Here is an 18,418-nt window from a genome sequence, read left to right as displayed (position 1 = left end):
CGCCCGCATCCTGATAGACTAAATCCAACGCCCGGCACGCCGGGTGCCTTTTTTTCCAGAGATGTCTGAAGACGACAGTAGTAGCTCCACCCAGGAGCACAATGAAAAGAAGCGCAGCTGGCTCGAACGCCTGACCTCTGCCTTCTCCGGCGAACCACACACCCGCGACGAGCTGGTGGCGGTCCTGCACACCGCGCACGAAGACGGCCTGATCGCCGCCGACACGCTGCGGATGATGGAAGGTGCCATCGCGGTGGCCGAGCTCACCGTCGGCGACGTGATGATCTCGCGCTCGCAGATGGTCTCCCTGCCGGTCGAAGCCCCCTTCCTTGAACTGATGAAGCAGGTGGTCGAATCCGGCCATTCGCGCTTCCCGGTGCACGGCGACAACAAGGACGACATCCTCGGCATCCTGCTGGCCAAGGACCTGCTGCGCGGCGTGGTCGCCGACAACGGGCCGGCCAACATCCGCGAGCTGCTGCGCCCGGCGGTGCTGATCCCCGAGGCCAAGAAGCTCAACGTGCTGCTCAAGGAGTTCCGGCTGTCGCGCAACCACATGGCCATCGTGGTGGATGAGTACGGCGGTGTCGCCGGGCTGGTCACCATCGAGGACGTGCTGGAGCAGATCGTCGGCGAGATCGATGACGAGCACGACGAAGCCGAGGACCACACCTCGCAGATCGCGATCCAGGCCGACGGCCAGTACGTGGTCGACGCGCTGACCGCGATCGAGGATTTCAACGAGCGTTTCGGCGCCACGTTCCCCGATGATGATTACGACACCATCGGTGGCCTGGTCACCGAGGCGATCGGGCACCTGCCGGAAACCGGCGACGAACTCACCCTGGACCGCTTCGTGTTCCGGGTCGCGCGTGCCGATGCCCGCCGCGTGCAGGCGTTCCACGTGACCGTACTGCCGCCTGACACCCACAACGAGGATTGACCCACGCCATGCGGCCCCCTTTGAATCGGTGGTCGCTGTGCCGCCTGTTGTTCGTGTTGTCGCTGATGGCGATGGCCAGCCTGCCCTTCGGGGCGCTGGCCGCGCAGGATGCCGCGCCGGTCAGTGATGCCCCGGCCTCCGTCGCCGCGGCGCCGCGCATCGGCGTGGTCACCATGCAGCCGGGCGAGATTTTCTTCGAACGCTTCGGGCATGACGCCCTGGTCGTGGTCGACCCGGTCACCGGCGACGCCACCTCCTACAACTTCGGTTACTTCGACCCGAGCGAATCCGATTTCATCGGCAACTTCGTGCGCGGCGACATGATGTATTACCTGGTCGCGCTGCCCCTCGGGCAGGATCTGTCGTACTACCAGGAGAGCGGTCGCGGCGCGAGCGTGCAGTGGCTGGACCTGACGCCTGAGCAGGCGCATGCCTTGGCCGCCTCGCTGGCCGAGCGCGCCAAGCCGGAAAACGCGCGCTACCACTACGATTACTACACCGCTAACTGCGCGACCATGGTCCGCGATGCGATCGATGGCGCGCTCGGCGGCGGGCTGCATTCGCAGCTGTCCGGGCGCTCGCGCGGCAACACCTACCGCAGTGAATCGGTGCGCCTGGCGTCGCCGTCGCCGTGGATGTGGCTGGGATTCGATATCGGCCTGGGCCCGTTCGCCGATCAGCCCCTGTCGCGCTGGCAGGAAGCGTTCGTGCCGATGCGCCTGGCCGATGCGCTGCGCCAGGCGCGCAACAGCGAAGGTCGCCCGCTGGTACAGGCCGAGCAGGAACTGCTGCCGCACCGGATCGCCCCGGAACCGGCCGAGTCGCCCCGGCGCTGGTGGCCCTGGCTGCTGTGCGGCCTGATCGCCGCCGCGGGTGTGGTCGCACTGCGCCGCCGGCGGCGTCTGCTTGGCGGCCTGGCGCTGCCGTTCTGGCTGTTCTGCGGGATCGGCGGCGCCCTGCTGACCTACCTGTGGGGCTTCAGCGCGCACCAGGCCGCCTGGGCCAACCGCAACCTGCTGCAGCTCTCGCCGCTGTGCCTGCTGCTCCTGCCCGGCGCGATCACCCTGCTGCGCGGCCGCATGCCGCGTGCGTGGTTCCGGATCGTGCTGTGGGCGGTCGCTGGCCTCTCGCTGCTGGGCCTGGTGCTGCATTGGCTCACGCTGCAGGCGCAGTACAACCTGCAGTGGATCGTGCTGCTGCTGCCGATCCACGTGGCGCTGGCGTGGGCGCTGGCCCGCCGTGACCCGCCCGTCACGGGCCGCTGACGCACGATGCCCGCCATGGATACCGTCACACCCGAAAATCCCGCCTGCGTCATCAACTGCGTTCACTACGATGACCAGGGCAAACGGCACGACATCAGCCTGGATGCAATCAGCGATGTGATCGCCAGCGACAACGGCTTTGTCTGGGTGGGACTCTACGAGCCCCACGACAGCGTGCTGCTGAAGCTGCAGGAAGAGTTCTGCCTGCATTCGCTGGCCATCGAGGACGCGCGCAACGCGCATCAGCGGCCCAAGGTCGAGGCGTACGGCAACTCGCTGTTCGTGGTGGTGACCACCGCGCAGATGGTCGACGAGCGCATCCAGTACGGCGAGACGCATGCCTTCCTCGGGCCGCGCTTCCTGGTCACGGTGCGCCACGGCGCCTCGCTGTCCTACGCGGCACCGCGCGCCCGCGTCGAGCGCGAGCCGGAGCTGCTGCGCACGATGGGGCCGTCGTACTGCCTGTATGCGGTGCTGGATTTCGTGGTCGACAACTACCTGCCGATCACCCAGCGCTACCGCGACACGCTGGAGCTGCTGGAGAAGGACATCTTCTCCGACAACTACAAGCGCCATACCGTGGTGCGCCTGTACGAACTCAAGCGCGAGCTCAACAAGATGCGCATGGCGGTCGCGCCGCTGCAGGACATGCTCTCGCAGATCAAGCGCTACCAGGGCGACCTGGTGCCGGACGAAGTGAAGCTGTACCTGCGCGACGTGCACGACCACGCCGTGCGGATCAGCGATGTGATCGACACCCTGCGCGAAATGCTGGGGACTGCGCTGAGCGTGAACCTGTCGCTGGTGACCTTGGCCCAGGGCGAGACGGTCAAGCGCCTGGGTGCGTGGGCGGCACTGCTGGCCGCCCCGACCCTGATCACCAGCTGGTACGGCATGAACTTCACCCACATGCCCGAACTGGACAAGCCCTGGGCCTACCCCGCCATGATCATCGGCGTGGGTGCGGTATGCGTTGGCCTGTACCGCCTGTTCAAGCGCGCCCGCTGGCTGTAGGTAGCGACCGTTGGTCGCTACGGCGGCGACCGTTGGCCGCCAAGGCGGTGAGCCGACCAACGGTCGGCTCCTACCCCGATCGGTGGCATCAAGCCACGTAAATCGTCTTGATGTTCATGAACTCATGGATGCCGTGCTCGGCCAGTTCGCGGCCGAAGCCGGAGCGCTTGCTGCCGCCGAACGGCAGGCGCACGTCGCTCTTGACGATGGCGTTGACGAAGGCGGCACCACATTCCAGCTGCTGGGCAATCGCTTCGCCGCGCACCGGGTCGGTGGTCCACACGCTGCCGCCCAGCCCGAAGCTGGTGTCATTGGCCGCGCGCAGCGCCTCGGCCTCGTCGCCAACCCGCAGGATCGCGGCCGCCGGGCCGAACAACTCTTCGTCATAGGCCGGCATGCGGGGGGTGACGTTGTCCAGGATGGTTGCCGGGTAGCCCGCGTGCGAGCCGGCCACCGGCTCGCCGCCGAGCAGCAGCGTGGCGCCCTTGGCGATGCTGTCCTGCACCTGCTTGTGCAGCTCGTCGCGCAGATCCGCGCGCGCCATCGGGGCCAGCGTGGTGGTCTCGTCCTGCGGATCGCCGTAGACGCGCTTGCCTGCCGCGGCAACGAACTTTTTCACGAACGCATCGGCGATCGCATCGACCACGATGAAGCGCTTGGCCGCGATGCAGGTCTGGCCGCTGTTGTCGAAGCGTGACTTCACCGCGGCGGCGACCGTCTTCTCGAGATCGGCGTCGGCCAGGACCACGAACGCGTCGCTGCCGCCCAGCTCCATCACGCACTTCTTGAGCTGGTCACCTGCATTGGCCGCGATGGACCGCCCGGCGCGTTCGCTGCCGGTCAGGGTGACCGCCTTGATCCGCTTGTCGCGCAGCACCTCGGCCGCCTGGTCGTTGTCGATGTGCAGCACATCGAACACGCCCTCGGGCAGGCCGCCATCTCGGCATACGGCCAGGATCAGGTCCGCGCACTGCGGCACGTTGCTGGCGTGCTTGAGCAGGGCTACGTTGCCGGCCATGAACGCCGGGGCGAGGAAACGGAACACCTGCCAGATCGGGAAATTCCACGGCATCACCGCGAACACGCAGCCGATCGGCTCATAGCGCACGTAGCTGCGCTGGGCCTCGGTATCGATCAGCTGCGGCTTGAGGTAATCGGCCGCGTGGTCGGCGTAGAACTCGCAGGCCTCGGCGCACTTCTCGATCTCGCCCAGCGCCTCCCCCTTGAGCTTGCCCATCTCGGTGGTCATCGCCTGCTGGATGTCGCCTTTGCGCTGGCGCAGCTGGGCGGCGATGGCACGCAGGATCGCCCCGCGCTCCTGCAGCGAGCGTGCGGCCCAGGCCGGGAACGCCTCGGCGGCAGCGGCCAGGCGCTGCTCGACCTCTTTGGCGGTGAGCAGTTCATGGCGATACGTGACCTGGCCGGTCGCAGGATTGATGATGTCAACGGTCATCGCGGGTCTCCGAAAGTCAGACCCACAGTGTGCGCCCGGCCACGTGATCCGGATGTTGCCGGATCAGGATGACGTTCAGCCGGGGTCCTGCAGCGCCATCTGCATGTCGCGCTGGCGACGCTTCTCCGTGCGCGCGGTGATGTACCACCCGATCACCGCCGCGATCGACACCGCCAGCACCATCAGGGTTGCCAGCGCATTGATCTCCGGCTTGATGCCCATCCGCACCGAGGAGAACACCTTCATCGGCAGGGTGGTCGAGTTCGGCCCCGCCACGAAGCTGGCGATCACCACGTCATCCAGCGACAGCGTGAATGCCAGCAGCCAGCCGGCCACCAGCGCCGGGGCGATGATCGGCAGGGTGATCTGGAAGAACACCTTCAGCCGGCTCGCACCAAGATCCATCGCGGCCTCCTCCAGCGAGCGGTCCAGTTCCTGCAGGCGCGAGGACACCACGACGGTCACGAAGGACAACGTGAAGGTGACATGCGCGATCCAGATGCTGGTCACGCCGCGGCTGGGAAAGCCCGGGATGCCGCCCATCGCCACCAGCAGCGTCATCAGCGAGAAGCCCAGGATCACTTCCGGCATCACTAGCGGCGCAGTGATCAACGCTCCGAACAGCGTCTTGCCCGGGAAGCGGCGCATGCGGGTCATCACCATCGCCGCCATCGTGCCGAGCACGGTGGCCGCACAGGCGGTCCAGAACGCGACCTTGAGGCTGATCCAGAGCGCATCCAGGATCTGCCGGTTGTTGAACAGTTCGCCGTACCAGCGCGTGGAGAAACCCGACCAGACCGTGGCGAGCTTGGAGGCGTTGAAGGAGTACACCATCAACAACAGGATCGGCAGGTACAGGAAGGCGAAGCCCAGCCCGAGCAGGCTCCAGCCCAGCCAGCGGTTGCTGCGCACCATGCTCATGCCAGCTTCCCTTCCAGCTCGCGCTGCTGCATGCGGTTGAACAGCAGGATCGGCACCAGCAGCAGGGCCAGCATCACGATCGCCACCGCCGAGGCCGTCGGCCAGTCGCGGTTGTTGAAGAACTCGCCCCACAGCACGCGGCCGATCATCAGCGTATCCGGCCCGCCCAGCATTTCCGGGATCACGAATTCACCCACGGCCGGAATCATCACCAGCATGCAGCCGGCGATGATGCCCGTGCGCGACAGCGGCAGCGTGATCCGCAGGAAGGCCTGCCACGGCTTGGCGCCCAAATCGTAGGCGGCCTCGAGCAGGCGGTTGTCCAGCTTGACCAGGTTGGCGTACAGCGGCAGCACCATGAACGGCAGATAGCAGTACACGATGCCGATGTAGGCCGCAGTCGGGGTGTACAGGATCTGCAGCGGCGCATCGATCACGCCGATCTTGAGCAGCAGCTGGTTGAGCAGGCCGTTGCGGTCGAGGATGCCGATCCAGGCATACACGCGGATCAGGAACGAGGTCCACGAGGGCAGCACCACCAGCATCATCGCCACGTTGCGCGCGGCCGGGCTCATCCGCGAGATCACGTAGGCCATCGGGTAGCCGATCAGCAGCGTGAGCAGGGTCGAGATCACCGCGATCTTGATCGAGCTCAGGTAGGCCAGCAGGTACTGGTTGTCCTTGACCAGGGCCGCGTAGCTGCCGAGGTTGAGCTTGAGCGAGAAGGCGCCGTCCACGTACTCCAGCAGCCAGGTGTACGGCGGCGAGCCGACCTGGGTGCGCGCGAAGGAGATCATCAGGATGATCACGAACGGCACCGCGAAGAACAGCAGCAGCCACAGGTACGGCGCGGCGATCACGCCGGCGCGCGTGCCCGGGAGCCAGCGCTTCCAGCCGGTCGCGCTCATGAGGTCAGCACCACGCCGTCGTTGTCGCGCCAGTGCACCCACACGGTGTCACCCCAGGTCAGGCCATCGCTGGCCCAGCGCTGCGAGTTGGCGAAGTTGGACAGCACCTTTGCCCCGCTCGGCAGGCGCACATGGAACACCGAGTGGCTGCCGAAATAGGCGATCTCCTCGATCACGCCCTGGGCCTTGTTGGTGTCGCCGGCCGGCTCGTCCTTGCCGATCATCACCTTCTCCGGGCGCAGCGCGAACGCCACCGGCTGGCCTTCGTAGCCGGTGATGCCGTGGGCGACGTAGATCGGCGCGGGGAACAGCGGCGTGCGCACGGTGACGTACTCGGGAAGGTCTTCATCCAGCACGCCGTCGAACAGGTTCACCGAGCCGATGAACTCGGCCACGAAGCGGTTGGCCGGCTGCTCGTAGATTTCATCCGGCTTGCCGACCTGCTGGATCCACCCGGCGTCCATCACCGCGATCCGGGTGGCCATGGTCATGGCCTCTTCCTGATCGTGGGTGACCATCACGCAGGTCACCCCGGTGGTCTCGATGATGTTGACCAGCTCCAGCTGCATCTGCGAGCGCAGCTTCTTGTCGAGCGCGCCCATCGGCTCATCCAGCAACAGCAGCTTCGGACCCTTGGCCAGCGACCGCGCCAGCGCCACGCGCTGCTGCTGGCCGCCGGAGAGCTGGTGCGGTTTGCGCTTGGCCAGCTTGCCCAGCTGCACCAGCTCCAGCATTTCGCCGACGCGGCGGTTGATCGCATCGCGGGCCATGCCGTCCTGCTTCAGGCCGAAGGCGATGTTCTGCTCCACCGTCATGTGCGGGAACAGCGCATAGGACTGGAACATCATGTTGATCGGGCGCTGGTACGGCGGCAGCGCGTTGATGCGCTGGCCGTCCAGGTCGATGGTGCCCTGGGTCGGTGTCTCGAAGCCGCCCAGGCAGCGCAGCAGCGTGGATTTGCCGCTGCCGGAGCCACCAAGCAGCGCGAAGATTTCGCCCTTGCGCACGTCCAGGGTGACGTCATCGAGCGCGACGAAGCCGTCGAACTCCTTGCGCAGCGCGCGGATGGACAGGTAGCCCGGTTCCAGGACCGGGAGGACCGCGCCTTCCGGCTTGGCTTCAAATGGCATGGGGGGCGGCTCCGGGAGCGGCGGCAGGACGGGGGGGAGCATCCCATTTTACCGGTCGTCGTGGCGTCATGCGCTACCCGGCCGGGCGGCCCGCTTTGCCGGGCCCGGGGCGGATTGCCGCCCCTCCCCCTGAAACGACGACGCCGGCACGGGGCCGGCGTCGCACGGGCGGGTCAGCGCCCGGTCTTCACCTCGGTCCACAGCCGGGTATAGAGCTTGTCGACCTCGGGCGTGTTGATCGAATAGGTGAACATCTTCGCCGCCACATCGGCCGGCGGGTAGATGGTCGGGTCGGTACGGATCGCTTCGTCCACCAGCGGCGTGGCCGTGGTCACCGGGTTGGCGTAGTGGATGAAGTTGGTGTTGGCCGCGGCGACCTTCGGCTCCAGCAGGTAGTTGATGAAGGCATAGGCGGCCTCCGGGTGCTTGGCATCCTTGGGGATGGCCAGCATGTCGAACCACTGCGGGGCGCCTTCGCGCGGGATCGAGTACGCCACGGTCACGCCGTTGGAGGCCTCGGCCGCGCGGTCACGGGCCTGGATGATGTCACCGGACCAGCCCACCACCAGGCAGGTACCGCCGTTGGCCAGCGAGCCCACGTACTGCGAGGAGTGGAAGTTCTGCACGTACGGGCGGATGGTCTTGAGCAGCGCGGCGGCCTTCTCCAGCGTGGCCGGATCCTGGCTGTGCGGATCCTCGCCCAGGTAATGCAGCGCGATCGGGATCATGTCCGACGGCGTATCCAGGATCGTGATCCCGCAGTCCTTCATCTTGGCGATGTTTTCGGGCTTGAAGATCAGGTCCCAGCTGTTGGCGATCTCGGTGCTGCCACCGAAGCGCTGCTTGAGCAGCTCCACGTTGTAGCCGATGCCGGTGGTGCCGATCATGTACGGCACGCCGTATTCGTTGCCCGGATCCTGCTGCGCGATGCGTTTCATCACGCTCGGATCGAGATTGGCCAGGTTCGGGATCTTGCTCTTGTCCAGCGGCAGGAACACGCCGGCCTTGATCTGGCGGCCGAAGAAGTTCAGCGTCGGCACGACCACGTCGTACCCGCTGTTGCCGGCCAGCAGCTTGGTTTCGACCATCTCATCGCTGTCGAACACGTCATAGGTCACCTTGGTGCCGGTGGCCTTCTCGAAATTCGGGATGGTGTCTTCGGCGATGTAATCGCTGTAGTTGTAGACGTTCAGCACCTTGGCGTCGTCCTGCTTGTCACCGCCGCCACAGGCGGTCAGCACGGATACGGCAATGCCGAGGGTGAGGATTCGCAGCTTCATCGGACTCTCCACAGGTCAGGTGCGAGTTGGGGGGAACCGGCCGGACCGGCGCAACGGGTGCCAGCCTACCGGGCATGTCCCCATTTTCCCAGCACACGGCCCTCACGGCCATGCCGGATGGGGCGCCTCGGGTCAGACGTTGAGCAGCAGGAACTCGCGCTCCCAGGAGCTGATCACCCGGAAAAACGTCTCGTATTCCTTGCGCTTGACCGACACATAGGCGCGGCAGAAGCGCTCGCCGAGCATCTCGCGCAGCTCCGGGCAGCCTTCCAGCCCGTCCAGCGCCTCACCCAGCGAGCGCGGCAGGTCGTAGCCGAGCTCCTTGGCGCTGCCGCTGATCGGCGCGGTCGGCGAGCCCTGCTCGCGGATGCCGAGCAGCCCGGCGGCCAGGGTCGCGGCGATCGCGAGGTAGGGGTTGGCGTCCGAACCGGCGAACCGGCTTTCCACCCGCATGTTTTCCGGCGTGTCCAGCGGCACCCGCAGCCCGCAGGTGCGGTTGTCGAAGCCCCAGTGCACGTTGCTGGGCGAGACTTCGCCGAACATCAGCCGGCGGTAGGAGTTGACGTTCGGCGCGAAGAACGCCATCGCGGCCGGCACGTATTTCTGCAGGCCGGCCAGGTAGTGGCCGAACAGCGGGCTGAAATCCTCACCGCCATGCTCGCCGGTGAACACATTGCTGCCATCGCTGATCTTCAGCAGGCTCTGGTGGATGTGCATCGCACTGCCTGGCTCGTTCTCCATCGGCTTGGCCAGGAACGTGGCATAGATGCCGTGGCGCATCGCCGATTCGCGCATGGTGCGCTTGAACAGGAACACCTGGTCGGCCAGGTCCATCGCGTTGGCGTGGGTGAAGTTGACCTCCAACTGCGCCGCGCCGGATTCGTGGATCAGCGTGTCCACGTCCAGCTTCATCGCATCGCAGTAGTCGTACATCAGATCGAGGATCGGATCGAACTCGTTGACCGCATCGATGGAGTAGGACTGGCGCGCCGTCTCCGGTCGCCCGGAGCGGCCGGCCGGCGGCAGCAGCGGGAAGTCCGGATCGGTGTTCTTCTGGACCAGGAAGAACTCCAGCTCCGGTGCCACCACCGGGCGCAGGCCCAGTTCGGCGTAGGCATTGAGGACGCGACGCAGCACGTTGCGCGGGGCCAGCTCATGCGGCTCGCCGGTCTTGGTGAAACAGTCATGGATGACCTGCGCGGTCGGATCGGTCGCCCACGGCACCATGCGGACGGTGTCCGCGTCCGGGCGCAGGATCATGTCCGAATCCGAGGGGGAGGTCAGCTCGTAATAGTCGTCCGGGAATTCGCCGGTGACCGTGGTGGCGAAGATGCCTTCCGGCAGGCGCGTGCCGTAATCGTGCGAGAACTTGTCGGCCGGAATGATCTTGCCGCGGGCATTGCCGGTGATGTCCGGCACCAGGCACTCCACCTCGGTGATCCGCCGGTCCTTGAGCCAGCGCAGCAGCGTGCTCTCCTGCGGAACAGGCTTGGGGGCGGCGGCTTTGCGCGAACGCGTTCGGGTGGTCATGACCGGTCTGCTGTAAGGGAGTTGCGGCGACAAGCATCGCCGAAGGCATGGAAAATACTGTGATAGAACGGATTGTCGGCCACCCGCCACTCCGGATGCCACTGCACCCCGAGCACGAAACGATGCGTGGTGCTGCGCGCGGCCTCGATCAGGCCGTCCTCGGCGACGGCCTCGATCTGCAGCCCCTCGGCCAAGCGATCGATGCCCTGCCCGTGCACGGAATTGACCCGCGCCGACGATGCCCCGGCCCAACCGGCCAGCCAACCGCCGTCGGACAGCCGGATGTCATGTGCAGGACCATACTGCACCTCGACGGGCGCGTCCGGATCTTCACGATGATCGCTCATCCCCGGTATCTCGTGCACACGCGGATGCAGGCTGCCGCCCAGGGCGACGTTCAACTCTTGGAAACCGCGGCAGATCGCCAGCACCGGCAGGTCGCGCGCCAGCGCTTCGTGCAGAAGCGACAGCGCATTCGCATCGCGTCCCGGATCGTGGCGATTGCCCGGCCAGCTCGGCGGACCGGCATACAGATGCGGCTCGATGTTGCTCACCGCGCCGGTCAGCAGCACGCCCTGCAGGCGATCCAGCCAATGCGCGGCCGGCAACGGCGGCTGCAGGCTGGGCAGCAGCACCGGCGTGACGCCGGCCGCCTCGACCAGCGCGCGGAGGTACTTCTCACCCGCCGCCGCGAAGCGGTGATGGCCCAGCATCGTGCTGTCGGTGGGCAGGCCGACCCAGGGGGGCGAGACCATGCGTCATGCTCGGATGACCTGCGGCCACGTTACCCCTGCGCGCAGACCCCGCGCAACACGCGGCCGCGCTGCCGAAGCACGACCCATCACATGCCGGCGGCAAAGGCTGCGACAGACTGCGTGCTGTTCCGCGCGTCGGTTGCTGGCATCCTCTGTCCATGATTGTCGTCCTCACCTTTTTCCGCCGGTGCCCGGCGTGACCGCCGCCGGCGAAGCGCACGCGCCGAGCTGGTACGCCGACAGCGTGCCTGGCACGCCACTGCGTGCGCCGCTGGCCGGCGACCTGAACGCCGATGTCTGCGTGCTCGGCGCCGGCTACACCGGACTCTCCGCCGCCCTGACCCTGGCCGAGCGCGGCTATCGCGTCGTGCTGCTGGAGGCCCACCGGGTCGGCTGGGGCGCCTCCGGCCGCAACGGCGGCCAGGCAATCGTCGGCTACGGCTGCGAAGTGGATACGCTGGAGCATCTGGTCGGCGCCGAGGACGCGCGGGCGCTGTTCGCGTTTTCACGCGACGGCATGCGCCTGCTGCGCGACCGCATCGCCCGCCACCAGATCGACTGCGACTGGCGTGACGGCCATGCCAGCGTGCCGATCAAACCCCGCCAGGAGCGCATGCTGCGTGCCGGGCTGATCGATCTGGCCCAGCGCTACGACTATCCCCTGGAGTGGTGGGACCGCGCGCAGTTGCGCGGACAGCTGGACAGCCCGCGCTACCGCGGGGCCATGTTCGATCCCCACAGCGGCCACCTGCATCCGCTGGCCTATGCGCAAGGCCTGGCGCGCGCGGCCGAGGGGGCCGGGGCGGTGATCCACGAACAGTCGCCGGTCCTGCAGCTGATCCGAGGGGCACGGCCGCAACTGCGCACCGCGCACGGCACGGTAACAGCCGACCATGTGGTGATCGCCGGCAACGCGTGGCTGGAAGGCATCGCGCCGGAGTTGGAATCGCGGATCATGCCGGTGGGTACGTATATCGGCGCCAGTACGGTGCTGGGCCAGGCACGGGCGCAGTCGCTGATCCGCAACGACATGGCCGTGGCCGATGTCAGCTGGGCGCTGGACTATTTCCGGCTGAGCCGCGACCACCGCCTGCTGTTCGGCGGCCAGGCCAGCTATTCCGCCCTGCCCCCACCCGGCCTGCGCGGGGTCATGACCCGGCGCATGCGCGCGGTGTTCCCGCAGCTGGCCGATGTGGAACTGGAGTACGTCTGGGGTGGCTATGTCGACATCACCCGCAACCGCGCCCCGCATTGGGGCCGGCTGACCCCGAACGTCTATTTCGCGCAGGGCTTCTCGGGCCACGGCGTGGCGGCAGCCGGGCTCGCGGGCCAGGTGCTGGCCGAGGCCATCGCCGGCCAAGCCGAGCGCCTGGATGTGTTCGAACGCATCCCGCACCGGCCCTTCCCCGGCGGGCGCATGCTGCGGACGCCGCTGCTGGTCGCGGCGATGTCCTGGTACAAGCTGCGGGATGCGTTGTGGTGATCCCCACGTAGACACGATTGCGCCATGTCCGTTCTGCCGATACCGTCCGATCTGAACGGACGCTCGTGTCATGTCGTACCTGCCGGGGGTGTTCCGGCCGGGATGGGGAGGGGATGGTGGGACTGCAGTGGTCGAAAGAAGGTCTTCAGCTGAGTCTGCGCATACAGCCCGCGGGGCTGGTGATTGCCGTGGTGTATGCCGTCGCCTGCTGGGGTGCGCGGAAATTCTCCCTCGACCAGTTCTACCTGCCGGCCGGCGTCCGTGTCGCCGCGCTGATGGTCTGCCCACCGAGGCTGTGGCCCTACCTCCTGCTGGGCGAGTACGCCTACTTTGCGCAGATGCGGATTCCCATGATCGGCAGGTACGGCCTGGCGTGGGTGGTCCTGGGGTCGGTACTGCTCATGCCCGCCGTCGCGATGATCGTGCACCTGCATCGCAGGATGATGGCGGGCACGAGCGTCATCTGGCTGCTGTCCGTCGGCGCGTCCGCCGCCATTGTCGTCACCGCGATCAATCTCACCGGGTCGCATCTGCTGTGGCCGGTACCGCCCGCGATCCCTGTCACGAGCAGCGCAGCCCGGATGATCCTGGGTGACTTCATCGCCATCCTGACGCTTGCGTTGCCTGCACTGCTCTGGACACGGCGCCGGAGCGAACCGGAATGGTCGCGGCGCTTCGTGGTACCCACCCTGGCCGCCATCGCGCTGACCCTGTTGCTGGGCATCTCCTCCATCGTGACGCCGCCGGAGACTGACGGTGCCAAGGCCAGTGTATTGCTGTTGATGGCCCTGCCTGCGATCGCGCTGACCTGTATGCACGGTTGGCGCGGCGCCGCCATCGGCGTTCCGCTGCTCAACCTGATCATCCACATCACGACGCCCAGCACCGGCCTTCCCGAATCCTTCGATGCGCAGACCTTCGCCACCCAGCAGAGCATGGCCGTGGTCAGCATCGCGCTTCTCGCGCTGGGCTCCAGCATCAGCCATTACCGCCAGCAATACCGTACCCGCGAGCAGGCCGAGAAAGCGGCCCTCGCGCTCGCCAGAACCTCGCAGATCTCCAGTGAGATCATCCTCAGGGAGCGTGCGCTCCACCTGCAGAGCATCGGCGAGGGAATGGATGTGTCGCTCAGCCAGGTGGTGACCTGGCTCCAGGCGCACGGACACCACGACACGGCCGCTGCGCTGCTGCACACCTCCGCACGCCATTCACGGCAGTTCCGCGAGCAGGCCAGCATGCTGTATCCCACCGCGCTGGAGCAGCTCGGCCTTTATCTGGCCCTGCAGACAGGCGGCCTCCGCGAGAGCTGGGAACGATCGGACCGCATGGCCCAGCCACGCCTGGCGGGCGACCCATGTCGATTGAGCGTGGACGTGCAGCTGGCCGCCTATCGAACGTTGAGCGACGCGGTGTCCCTGCTGTTGGGGCACGAGACCGGGCAGCTCCGGGTGCATGTGCGCTGCGGCCGGGTCCGGCAGCAGCGCGGGATCGTGATCGTGGTGGCCCTGCTCGACAGCGACCGCCAGCTTTCGCAGGCGACGGCGGCACTGGCGCGCGAGCGGCTGGCGGCGCGCGCGCTGGCCTACGGCGGCGCAGTACGTTGCCGCCACAATCGCGTCAGCATCCTGCTGACCGAGACCGCCCTGCCTGCCTCCCGATGGAGCGATGCGCTGCTGCGCACGGGCGCCGCGTAGGGGCCGCTGCGCGTCGACCTAAAGTTGCGTGTGAAACCGCCGCTATCTGTCCCGACCCACTCGGAACCGAGCGTACGCCTCATGCCGGCACTGTTGCAGGGCGCTGACCTCAGCGACCCCGGTGATGCCCTGCCCCAGCGGATTCTGCTGGTGGAAAACTCGCGCACGTTCACCAGCATGCTGCGCGAGGCGATCGAGCAGCGCCTGGAGCTGCCGGTCTCGGTGGCGACCAGCCTGGCCGAAGCCGGTCGGCTGCTCGATGAAGAAGAGGGCTGGTTCCTGGTCCTGACCGGGCTGGTCCTGGCCGATGGCGACCGCGACACCGTGGTCGATTACTTCCTGTCGCGCGGGCTGCCCACGGTGGTGGTCAGCGGCGTCTACGACGAAGACCTGCGCAAGCGCGTACTGCAGCAGCAGATCATCGATTACGTACTCAAGAACACGCCCGGCAGCATCGACTACCTGGTGTGGCTGGTGCAGCGGCTGGAGCGCAACCGGCGCATCGCCGCCCTGGTGGTGGACGACTCGATGTCGGCGCGGATGTACGCCGCCTCGCTGCTGCGCATGTACGGGCACGACGTCTACGAGGCCGCCGACGGTGCCGAGGGGCTCAAGGCGATCGAGGCCCATCCGGCGATCCGGCTGGCCGTGGTCGACCAGGAAATGCCCGGCATGGAGGGCGTGGAGTTCACCCGCCGCCTGCGCACGATGCGCTCGCGCGACAAACTGGCGGTGATCGGCATTTCCGGCAACACCGATCCATCGCTGATCCCGCGTTTCCTCAAGAACGGCGCCAACGACTTCCTGCGCAAGCCCTTCTCGCGCGAAGAGTTCTTCTGCCGCGTCTCGCAGAACGTGGATCAGCTCGAGCTGATCGGCACCCTGCAGGACCTGGCCACCCGTGATTTCCTGACCGGCCTGCCCAACCGCCGGTGTTTCCTGGAGCAGAGCCAGCGCCAGCTTCCGCAGCTGCACCTGGACGGTGAACAGGTCGCGGTGGCGATGATCGACATCGACCACTTCAAGCACATCAACGATACGCATGGGCATGAGGCCGGTGACGATGCGCTGCGCGCGGTCGCGGCGGCGGTCGCCCAGCACGCCCGCCAGGACGACCTGGTCGCGCGCTTCGGTGGCGAGGAGTTCTGCCTGCTGGTGCCGGGCCTGGACCAGGAGGCAGCGCTGGTCTACTTCGACGAACTGCGCCAGACGATCGCCGCGCTGGAGGTCGACCTGGGCCATACCACCCTGCGCATGACGGTCAGCATCGGACTGTGCTGCCTGCGCCCGCAACGCGATTCGCTGCACCGGCTGATCTCCGAGGCCGACCGGCAGCTGTACCTGGCGAAGGCGGGGGGTCGCAACCGGGTCCACTGCGCCACCGTGGCCACGGGCCCACGCCAGCGCGAGCCCGCCCTGGCGCCTTGATCGAGATCAACGCGGCCCCGGCCGCGACTGCCTAGAGTCGCCCCCAGTTGAACAGCGCGGGGAACGCACCATGGCACTTCTGGTCTGGCAGGACGATCTGAACATCGGCATCGATGTCATCGATCACCAGCACATGCGCATCGTGGAGATGCTCAACCACCTGCACGTCGCCCAGAAGAGCCTGGAGCGGCTGGCCGTGGCCGAAGTGATCGACGAGCTGGTGGACTACACGATGTCCCACTTCGCCTTTGAAGAAGAGCTGATGGAGGAAGCCGGCTACCCGTTCTGCGCGGCGCACAAGCGCGTGCATGAAATCTTCGGCAAGCGCGTGGGCGAGTACCGGCTGCGCTTCCAGGCGGGCGAAGACGTCACCGAAGAGCTGCGCACGATGCTGTCGCGCTGGCTGTTCAACCACATCCGTGGCGATGACAAGGCCTACGCGCCGCAGGTCAAGCAGCACCTCAACCAGTTCGCGCGCGACCATCAGCAGGGCAGCTGGCTGGGCCGCACGCTCAAGCGCTTCTTCCGCTGATCAGCGCCCGCGCCGGCCCATCGCCAGCAGCGCCACGATGGTGATCAGCGCGGTCACGCACAGGTAGTAGCCCACCGCCACCAGGCCGTAGCGTTCGGCCAGCCAAGTGGCCACGTACGGCGCCGGTGCGGCACCGAGGATGCCGGCGAGGTTGAACGAGAGCGAGGCGCCGGTATAGCGCACCTGGACTGGATAGATCTCGGCCAGGAAGGTGCCGCAGGGCCCATACGTCAGCCCCATCAGGAACAGCCCCAGCGCCAGGAAGCCCAGCACCAGCCAGGGGCTGCCCGCCTGGAACAGCGGCGCGAACACCACGCCGAAGGCGAGGATCAGGCCGCTGGCGACGATCATGGTGCGGCGCGTGCCCCAGCGGTCGCCGTACAGCGCGGAAATCGGAATGCCCGCCGCGAAGAACAGGATGCCGACCATCTGCAGCAGCAGGAACTGCTCACGCGAATACCCCAGCACGGTGGTGCCGTGGCCCAGCGTGAACACCGTCATCAGGTAGAACAGCACGAAGGTGGCGAATGCCCCGAGGGTGCCCAGCACCAGGGTCAGCAGATGCTCGCGCAGCACCGTCAACATCGGCAGCTTGACCCGTTCGTTGCGGTCCAGCGCGGCCTGGAACTGCGGGGTCTCGTGGATGTTCAGGCGTACCCACAGGCCGATGCCGACCAGCAGCGAGCTGGCCAGGAATGGCACGCGCCACCCCCATTGCAGGAAGTCGGCGTCGCTCATCGCGCGCCCCAGCAGCAGGAAGATGCCGGCCGAGAGCAGGAAGCCCAGCGGCGCGCCCAGCTGCGGGAACATGCCATACCACGCCCGTTTGCCGGGCGGTGCGTTCTCGGTGGCCAGCAGCACCGCGCCGCCCCACTCCCCGCCCAGCCCCAGGCCCTGGCCGAACCGGCACAGCGCCAGCAGCGCCGGCGCCACCAGGCCGATGCTGGCATGCGTGGGCAGCAGGCCGATCGCCACGGTCGAGATGCCCATCGTGAGCAGCGCCGCCACCAGGGTGGCCTTGCGCCCGATGCGGTCGCCATAGTGGCCGAACACCGCCGAGCCGACCGGCCGCGCGATGAACGCGACGGCGAAGGTCGCCAGCGACTGCAGCATCGCTGCCCCGTCGCTGCTCTCCGGGAAGAACAGGTGCGGAAACACCAGCACCGCCGCCGTGGCGTAGATGTAGAAATCGAAAAACTCGATGGTGGTGCCGATCAGGCTCGCCAGCAGGATGCGGCGGGGGGAGTTCACGACAGGGGCGACAGCAGGTGTGGACATCGGGTACGCGGGAATAGGCAGCTGCCGGATTCTGCCACGCCCACCCCGGGCCTGCCGCGATGGTTGCAGACGAGACTGTCAGGCTGTGACCGGGTCGGCGACCTGCGCATCGGGCAGGAACTTCCCCTGCACCGCCCGGTCTCACGGCGGTCACCCCACCAGGACGGTCCCGGATGTCTGCCTCAAGGAAGAGTGCCACCGCCTCGCGCTGGACACAGCCGACCGCCATCGCCGTGGTGATCGTGGTGCACGGACTGATGCTGGGCGTGCTGCTGCGTTCACCGGCCCCCAGTGCCGCCGCTGATGAAGCGCGCCTGGCGCTGTACTGGTTGCCGACGCCATTGCCTGCACCGGTTCCCCCGCCCTCGACGGCTACACTGCCTTCCCCGGTGCAGGCCGCGGCATCGCGGCGCCTGCCTGCGCCCGTCGCGACCACGCCAACCCCCGCATCGCACGCCGCCGTGGATCCACTGGCCCTGCCCGTGCCGCTGGACCTGAGCGTGCCGTCGTCGCTGACCGGCAGCGGCATCGACGCTGCCTCACTGGTGCCGCGCGTGCTGGGCGACCGGGATGTCCACCCGGCGTTCCAGGCACGGCGCGAGCGCTTCCGCATGAAGGCGGGAATGACGCCGGAGCAGATCGTACAGGGCATCTTCCAGCTGATCGGTGCCTGGCCGCCGGGCTACATCGTGGACCAGTGCAGACTCACCCGGCAGCAGATCGATTACCTGCGCAACGCCGTGGACGAGATGGATCGCGACCTGCTGCGCGAGGCGCTGATCCGCCACGGCCAGGACTGCTGAG

Annotated in this window: 16 protein-coding genes; 8 read left to right on the top strand and 8 right to left on the bottom strand. The window is 67.3% G+C overall.

The features are described 5' to 3' along the window. Window positions 1-61: 61 nt before the first annotated feature. The 3 genes from AB9O74_RS05400 to AB9O74_RS05390 are packed head-to-tail and all read left to right on the top strand — an operon-like array spanning window position 62 to window position 3,222. Window positions 62-943 (top strand): HlyC/CorC family transporter, encoded by an 882-nt coding sequence (locus AB9O74_RS05400; protein ID WP_176989567.1) that lies wholly within the window; start codon window positions 62-64, stop codon window positions 941-943. A gap of 8 nt (window positions 944-951) precedes the next feature. Then, a complete protein-coding gene (locus AB9O74_RS05395; protein WP_369348691.1) occupies window positions 952-2,208 on the top strand; it encodes a DUF4105 domain-containing protein in 1,257 nt (418 codons plus the stop codon). A 15-nt stretch (window positions 2,209-2,223) separates the two neighbouring features. Next, the gene (locus AB9O74_RS05390; protein WP_346478565.1) at window positions 2,224-3,222 is read left to right on the top strand and encodes a magnesium and cobalt transport protein CorA; all 999 of its coding nucleotides are present in this window, start codon (window positions 2,224-2,226) and stop codon (window positions 3,220-3,222) included. A gap of 88 nt (window positions 3,223-3,310) precedes the next feature. Here the strand turns inward: AB9O74_RS05390 and AB9O74_RS05385 are convergent, their stop codons facing one another. The 7 genes from AB9O74_RS05385 to AB9O74_RS05355 all read right to left on the bottom strand — a co-directional run bounded on the left by AB9O74_RS05385 (window position 3,311) and on the right by AB9O74_RS05355 (window position 11,199). Further along, window positions 3,311-4,675 (bottom strand): NAD-dependent succinate-semialdehyde dehydrogenase, encoded by a 1,365-nt coding sequence (locus AB9O74_RS05385; RefSeq protein WP_369348690.1) that lies wholly within the window; start codon window positions 4,673-4,675, stop codon window positions 3,311-3,313. Between the two features lie 75 nt (window positions 4,676-4,750). Further along, a complete protein-coding gene (locus AB9O74_RS05380) occupies window positions 4,751-5,596 on the bottom strand; it encodes an ABC transporter permease subunit (RefSeq protein ID WP_176989563.1) in 846 nt (281 codons plus the stop codon). Then, window positions 5,593-6,504, bottom strand: coding sequence for an ABC transporter permease subunit (locus AB9O74_RS05375; protein ID WP_176989562.1), 912 nt, complete (start codon window positions 6,502-6,504; stop codon window positions 5,593-5,595). The genes AB9O74_RS05380 and AB9O74_RS05375 overlap by 4 nt, the downstream gene beginning before the upstream one ends. After that, a complete protein-coding gene (locus AB9O74_RS05370; RefSeq protein ID WP_070426989.1) occupies window positions 6,501-7,634 on the bottom strand; it encodes an ABC transporter ATP-binding protein in 1,134 nt (377 codons plus the stop codon). The genes AB9O74_RS05375 and AB9O74_RS05370 overlap by 4 nt, the downstream gene beginning before the upstream one ends. A 173-nt stretch (window positions 7,635-7,807) precedes the next feature. Then, the gene (locus tag AB9O74_RS05365; RefSeq protein WP_046272012.1) at window positions 7,808-8,914 is read right to left on the bottom strand and encodes a polyamine ABC transporter substrate-binding protein; all 1,107 of its coding nucleotides are present in this window, start codon (window positions 8,912-8,914) and stop codon (window positions 7,808-7,810) included. Between the two features lie 132 nt (window positions 8,915-9,046). Further along, a complete protein-coding gene (locus AB9O74_RS05360) occupies window positions 9,047-10,444 on the bottom strand; it encodes a glutamine synthetase family protein (RefSeq protein ID WP_176989561.1) in 1,398 nt (465 codons plus the stop codon). Further along, window positions 10,441-11,199: a gamma-glutamyl-gamma-aminobutyrate hydrolase family protein gene (locus tag AB9O74_RS05355; protein ID WP_369348689.1), complete on the bottom strand. Its 759-nt coding sequence runs from the start codon at window positions 11,197-11,199 to the stop codon at window positions 10,441-10,443. Before AB9O74_RS05355 ends, AB9O74_RS05360 begins: the two co-directional genes overlap by 4 nt. Window positions 11,200-11,395: 196 nt before the next feature. Here AB9O74_RS05355 and AB9O74_RS05350 point away from each other — a divergent pair, with 196 nt between their 5' ends. The 4 genes from AB9O74_RS05350 to AB9O74_RS05335 all read left to right on the top strand — a co-directional run bounded on the left by AB9O74_RS05350 (window position 11,396) and on the right by AB9O74_RS05335 (window position 16,336). After that, window positions 11,396-12,682 carry an FAD-binding oxidoreductase gene (locus tag AB9O74_RS05350; protein ID WP_346490769.1) on the top strand — a complete coding sequence of 429 codons (1,287 nt, stop codon included), beginning with the start codon at window positions 11,396-11,398 and terminating at the stop codon, window positions 12,680-12,682. Window positions 12,683-12,795: 113 nt separating this feature from the next. Continuing rightward, window positions 12,796-14,376, top strand: a complete 1,581-nt coding sequence (locus AB9O74_RS05345; protein ID WP_369348688.1) for an MASE1 domain-containing protein — start codon at window positions 12,796-12,798, stop codon at window positions 14,374-14,376. Window positions 14,377-14,457: 81 nt separating this feature from the next. Then, window positions 14,458-15,804 (top strand): diguanylate cyclase, encoded by a 1,347-nt coding sequence (locus AB9O74_RS05340; RefSeq protein ID WP_176989557.1) that lies wholly within the window; start codon window positions 14,458-14,460, stop codon window positions 15,802-15,804. A 70-nt stretch (window positions 15,805-15,874) separates the two neighbouring features. Beyond that, a complete protein-coding gene (locus AB9O74_RS05335) occupies window positions 15,875-16,336 on the top strand; it encodes a bacteriohemerythrin (RefSeq protein WP_346478557.1) in 462 nt (153 codons plus the stop codon). On the opposite strand, the gene AB9O74_RS05330 is transcribed toward AB9O74_RS05335, so the two are convergent. Next, entirely contained in the window at window positions 16,337-17,614 is a 1,278-nt protein-coding gene (locus tag AB9O74_RS05330; RefSeq protein WP_369348687.1) for an MFS transporter, read from the bottom strand. A gap of 173 nt (window positions 17,615-17,787) precedes the next feature. Here AB9O74_RS05330 and AB9O74_RS05325 point away from each other — a divergent pair, with 173 nt between their 5' ends. Next, entirely contained in the window at window positions 17,788-18,417 is a 630-nt protein-coding gene (locus tag AB9O74_RS05325; RefSeq protein WP_369348686.1) for a hypothetical protein, read from the top strand. Window position 18,418 lies beyond the last annotated feature (1 nt).

It is taken from the genome of Stenotrophomonas sp. JAG2, from assembly GCF_041080745.1.
Taxonomy (GTDB): Bacteria; Pseudomonadota; Gammaproteobacteria; order Xanthomonadales; family Xanthomonadaceae; genus Stenotrophomonas; species Stenotrophomonas maltophilia_AA.
The sequence above is the reverse complement of the archived record's forward strand: the minus strand, read 5'-3'. Positions and strand labels throughout refer to the sequence as shown.

Excerpts from the sequence above, each read along its gene's own strand:
- AB9O74_RS05390 (WP_346478565.1), top strand. The coding sequence starts at position 2,224 with ATGGATACCGTCACACCCGAAAATCCCGCCTGCGTCATCAACTGCGTT.
- AB9O74_RS05360 (WP_176989561.1), bottom strand. The coding sequence starts at position 10,444 with ATGACCACCCGAACGCGTTCGCGCAAAGCCGCCGCCCCCAAGCCTGTT.
- AB9O74_RS05400 (WP_176989567.1), top strand. The coding sequence starts at position 62 with ATGTCTGAAGACGACAGTAGTAGCTCCACCCAGGAGCACAATGAAAAG.
- AB9O74_RS05385 (WP_369348690.1), bottom strand. The coding sequence starts at position 4,675 with ATGACCGTTGACATCATCAATCCTGCGACCGGCCAGGTCACGTATCGC.
- AB9O74_RS05325 (WP_369348686.1), top strand. The coding sequence starts at position 17,788 with ATGTCTGCCTCAAGGAAGAGTGCCACCGCCTCGCGCTGGACACAGCCG.
- AB9O74_RS05345 (WP_369348688.1), top strand. The coding sequence starts at position 12,796 with ATGGTGGGACTGCAGTGGTCGAAAGAAGGTCTTCAGCTGAGTCTGCGC.
- AB9O74_RS05335 (WP_346478557.1), top strand. The coding sequence starts at position 15,875 with ATGGCACTTCTGGTCTGGCAGGACGATCTGAACATCGGCATCGATGTC.
- AB9O74_RS05330 (WP_369348687.1), bottom strand. The coding sequence starts at position 17,614 with ATGTCCACACCTGCTGTCGCCCCTGTCGTGAACTCCCCCCGCCGCATC.
- AB9O74_RS05375 (WP_176989562.1), bottom strand. The coding sequence starts at position 6,504 with ATGAGCGCGACCGGCTGGAAGCGCTGGCTCCCGGGCACGCGCGCCGGC.
- AB9O74_RS05380 (WP_176989563.1), bottom strand. The coding sequence starts at position 5,596 with ATGAGCATGGTGCGCAGCAACCGCTGGCTGGGCTGGAGCCTGCTCGGG.
- AB9O74_RS05395 (WP_369348691.1), top strand. The coding sequence starts at position 952 with ATGCGGCCCCCTTTGAATCGGTGGTCGCTGTGCCGCCTGTTGTTCGTG.
- AB9O74_RS05340 (WP_176989557.1), top strand. The coding sequence starts at position 14,458 with ATGCCGGCACTGTTGCAGGGCGCTGACCTCAGCGACCCCGGTGATGCC.
- AB9O74_RS05365 (WP_046272012.1), bottom strand. The coding sequence starts at position 8,914 with ATGAAGCTGCGAATCCTCACCCTCGGCATTGCCGTATCCGTGCTGACC.
- AB9O74_RS05370 (WP_070426989.1), bottom strand. The coding sequence starts at position 7,634 with ATGCCATTTGAAGCCAAGCCGGAAGGCGCGGTCCTCCCGGTCCTGGAA.
- AB9O74_RS05355 (WP_369348689.1), bottom strand. The coding sequence starts at position 11,199 with ATGGTCTCGCCCCCCTGGGTCGGCCTGCCCACCGACAGCACGATGCTG.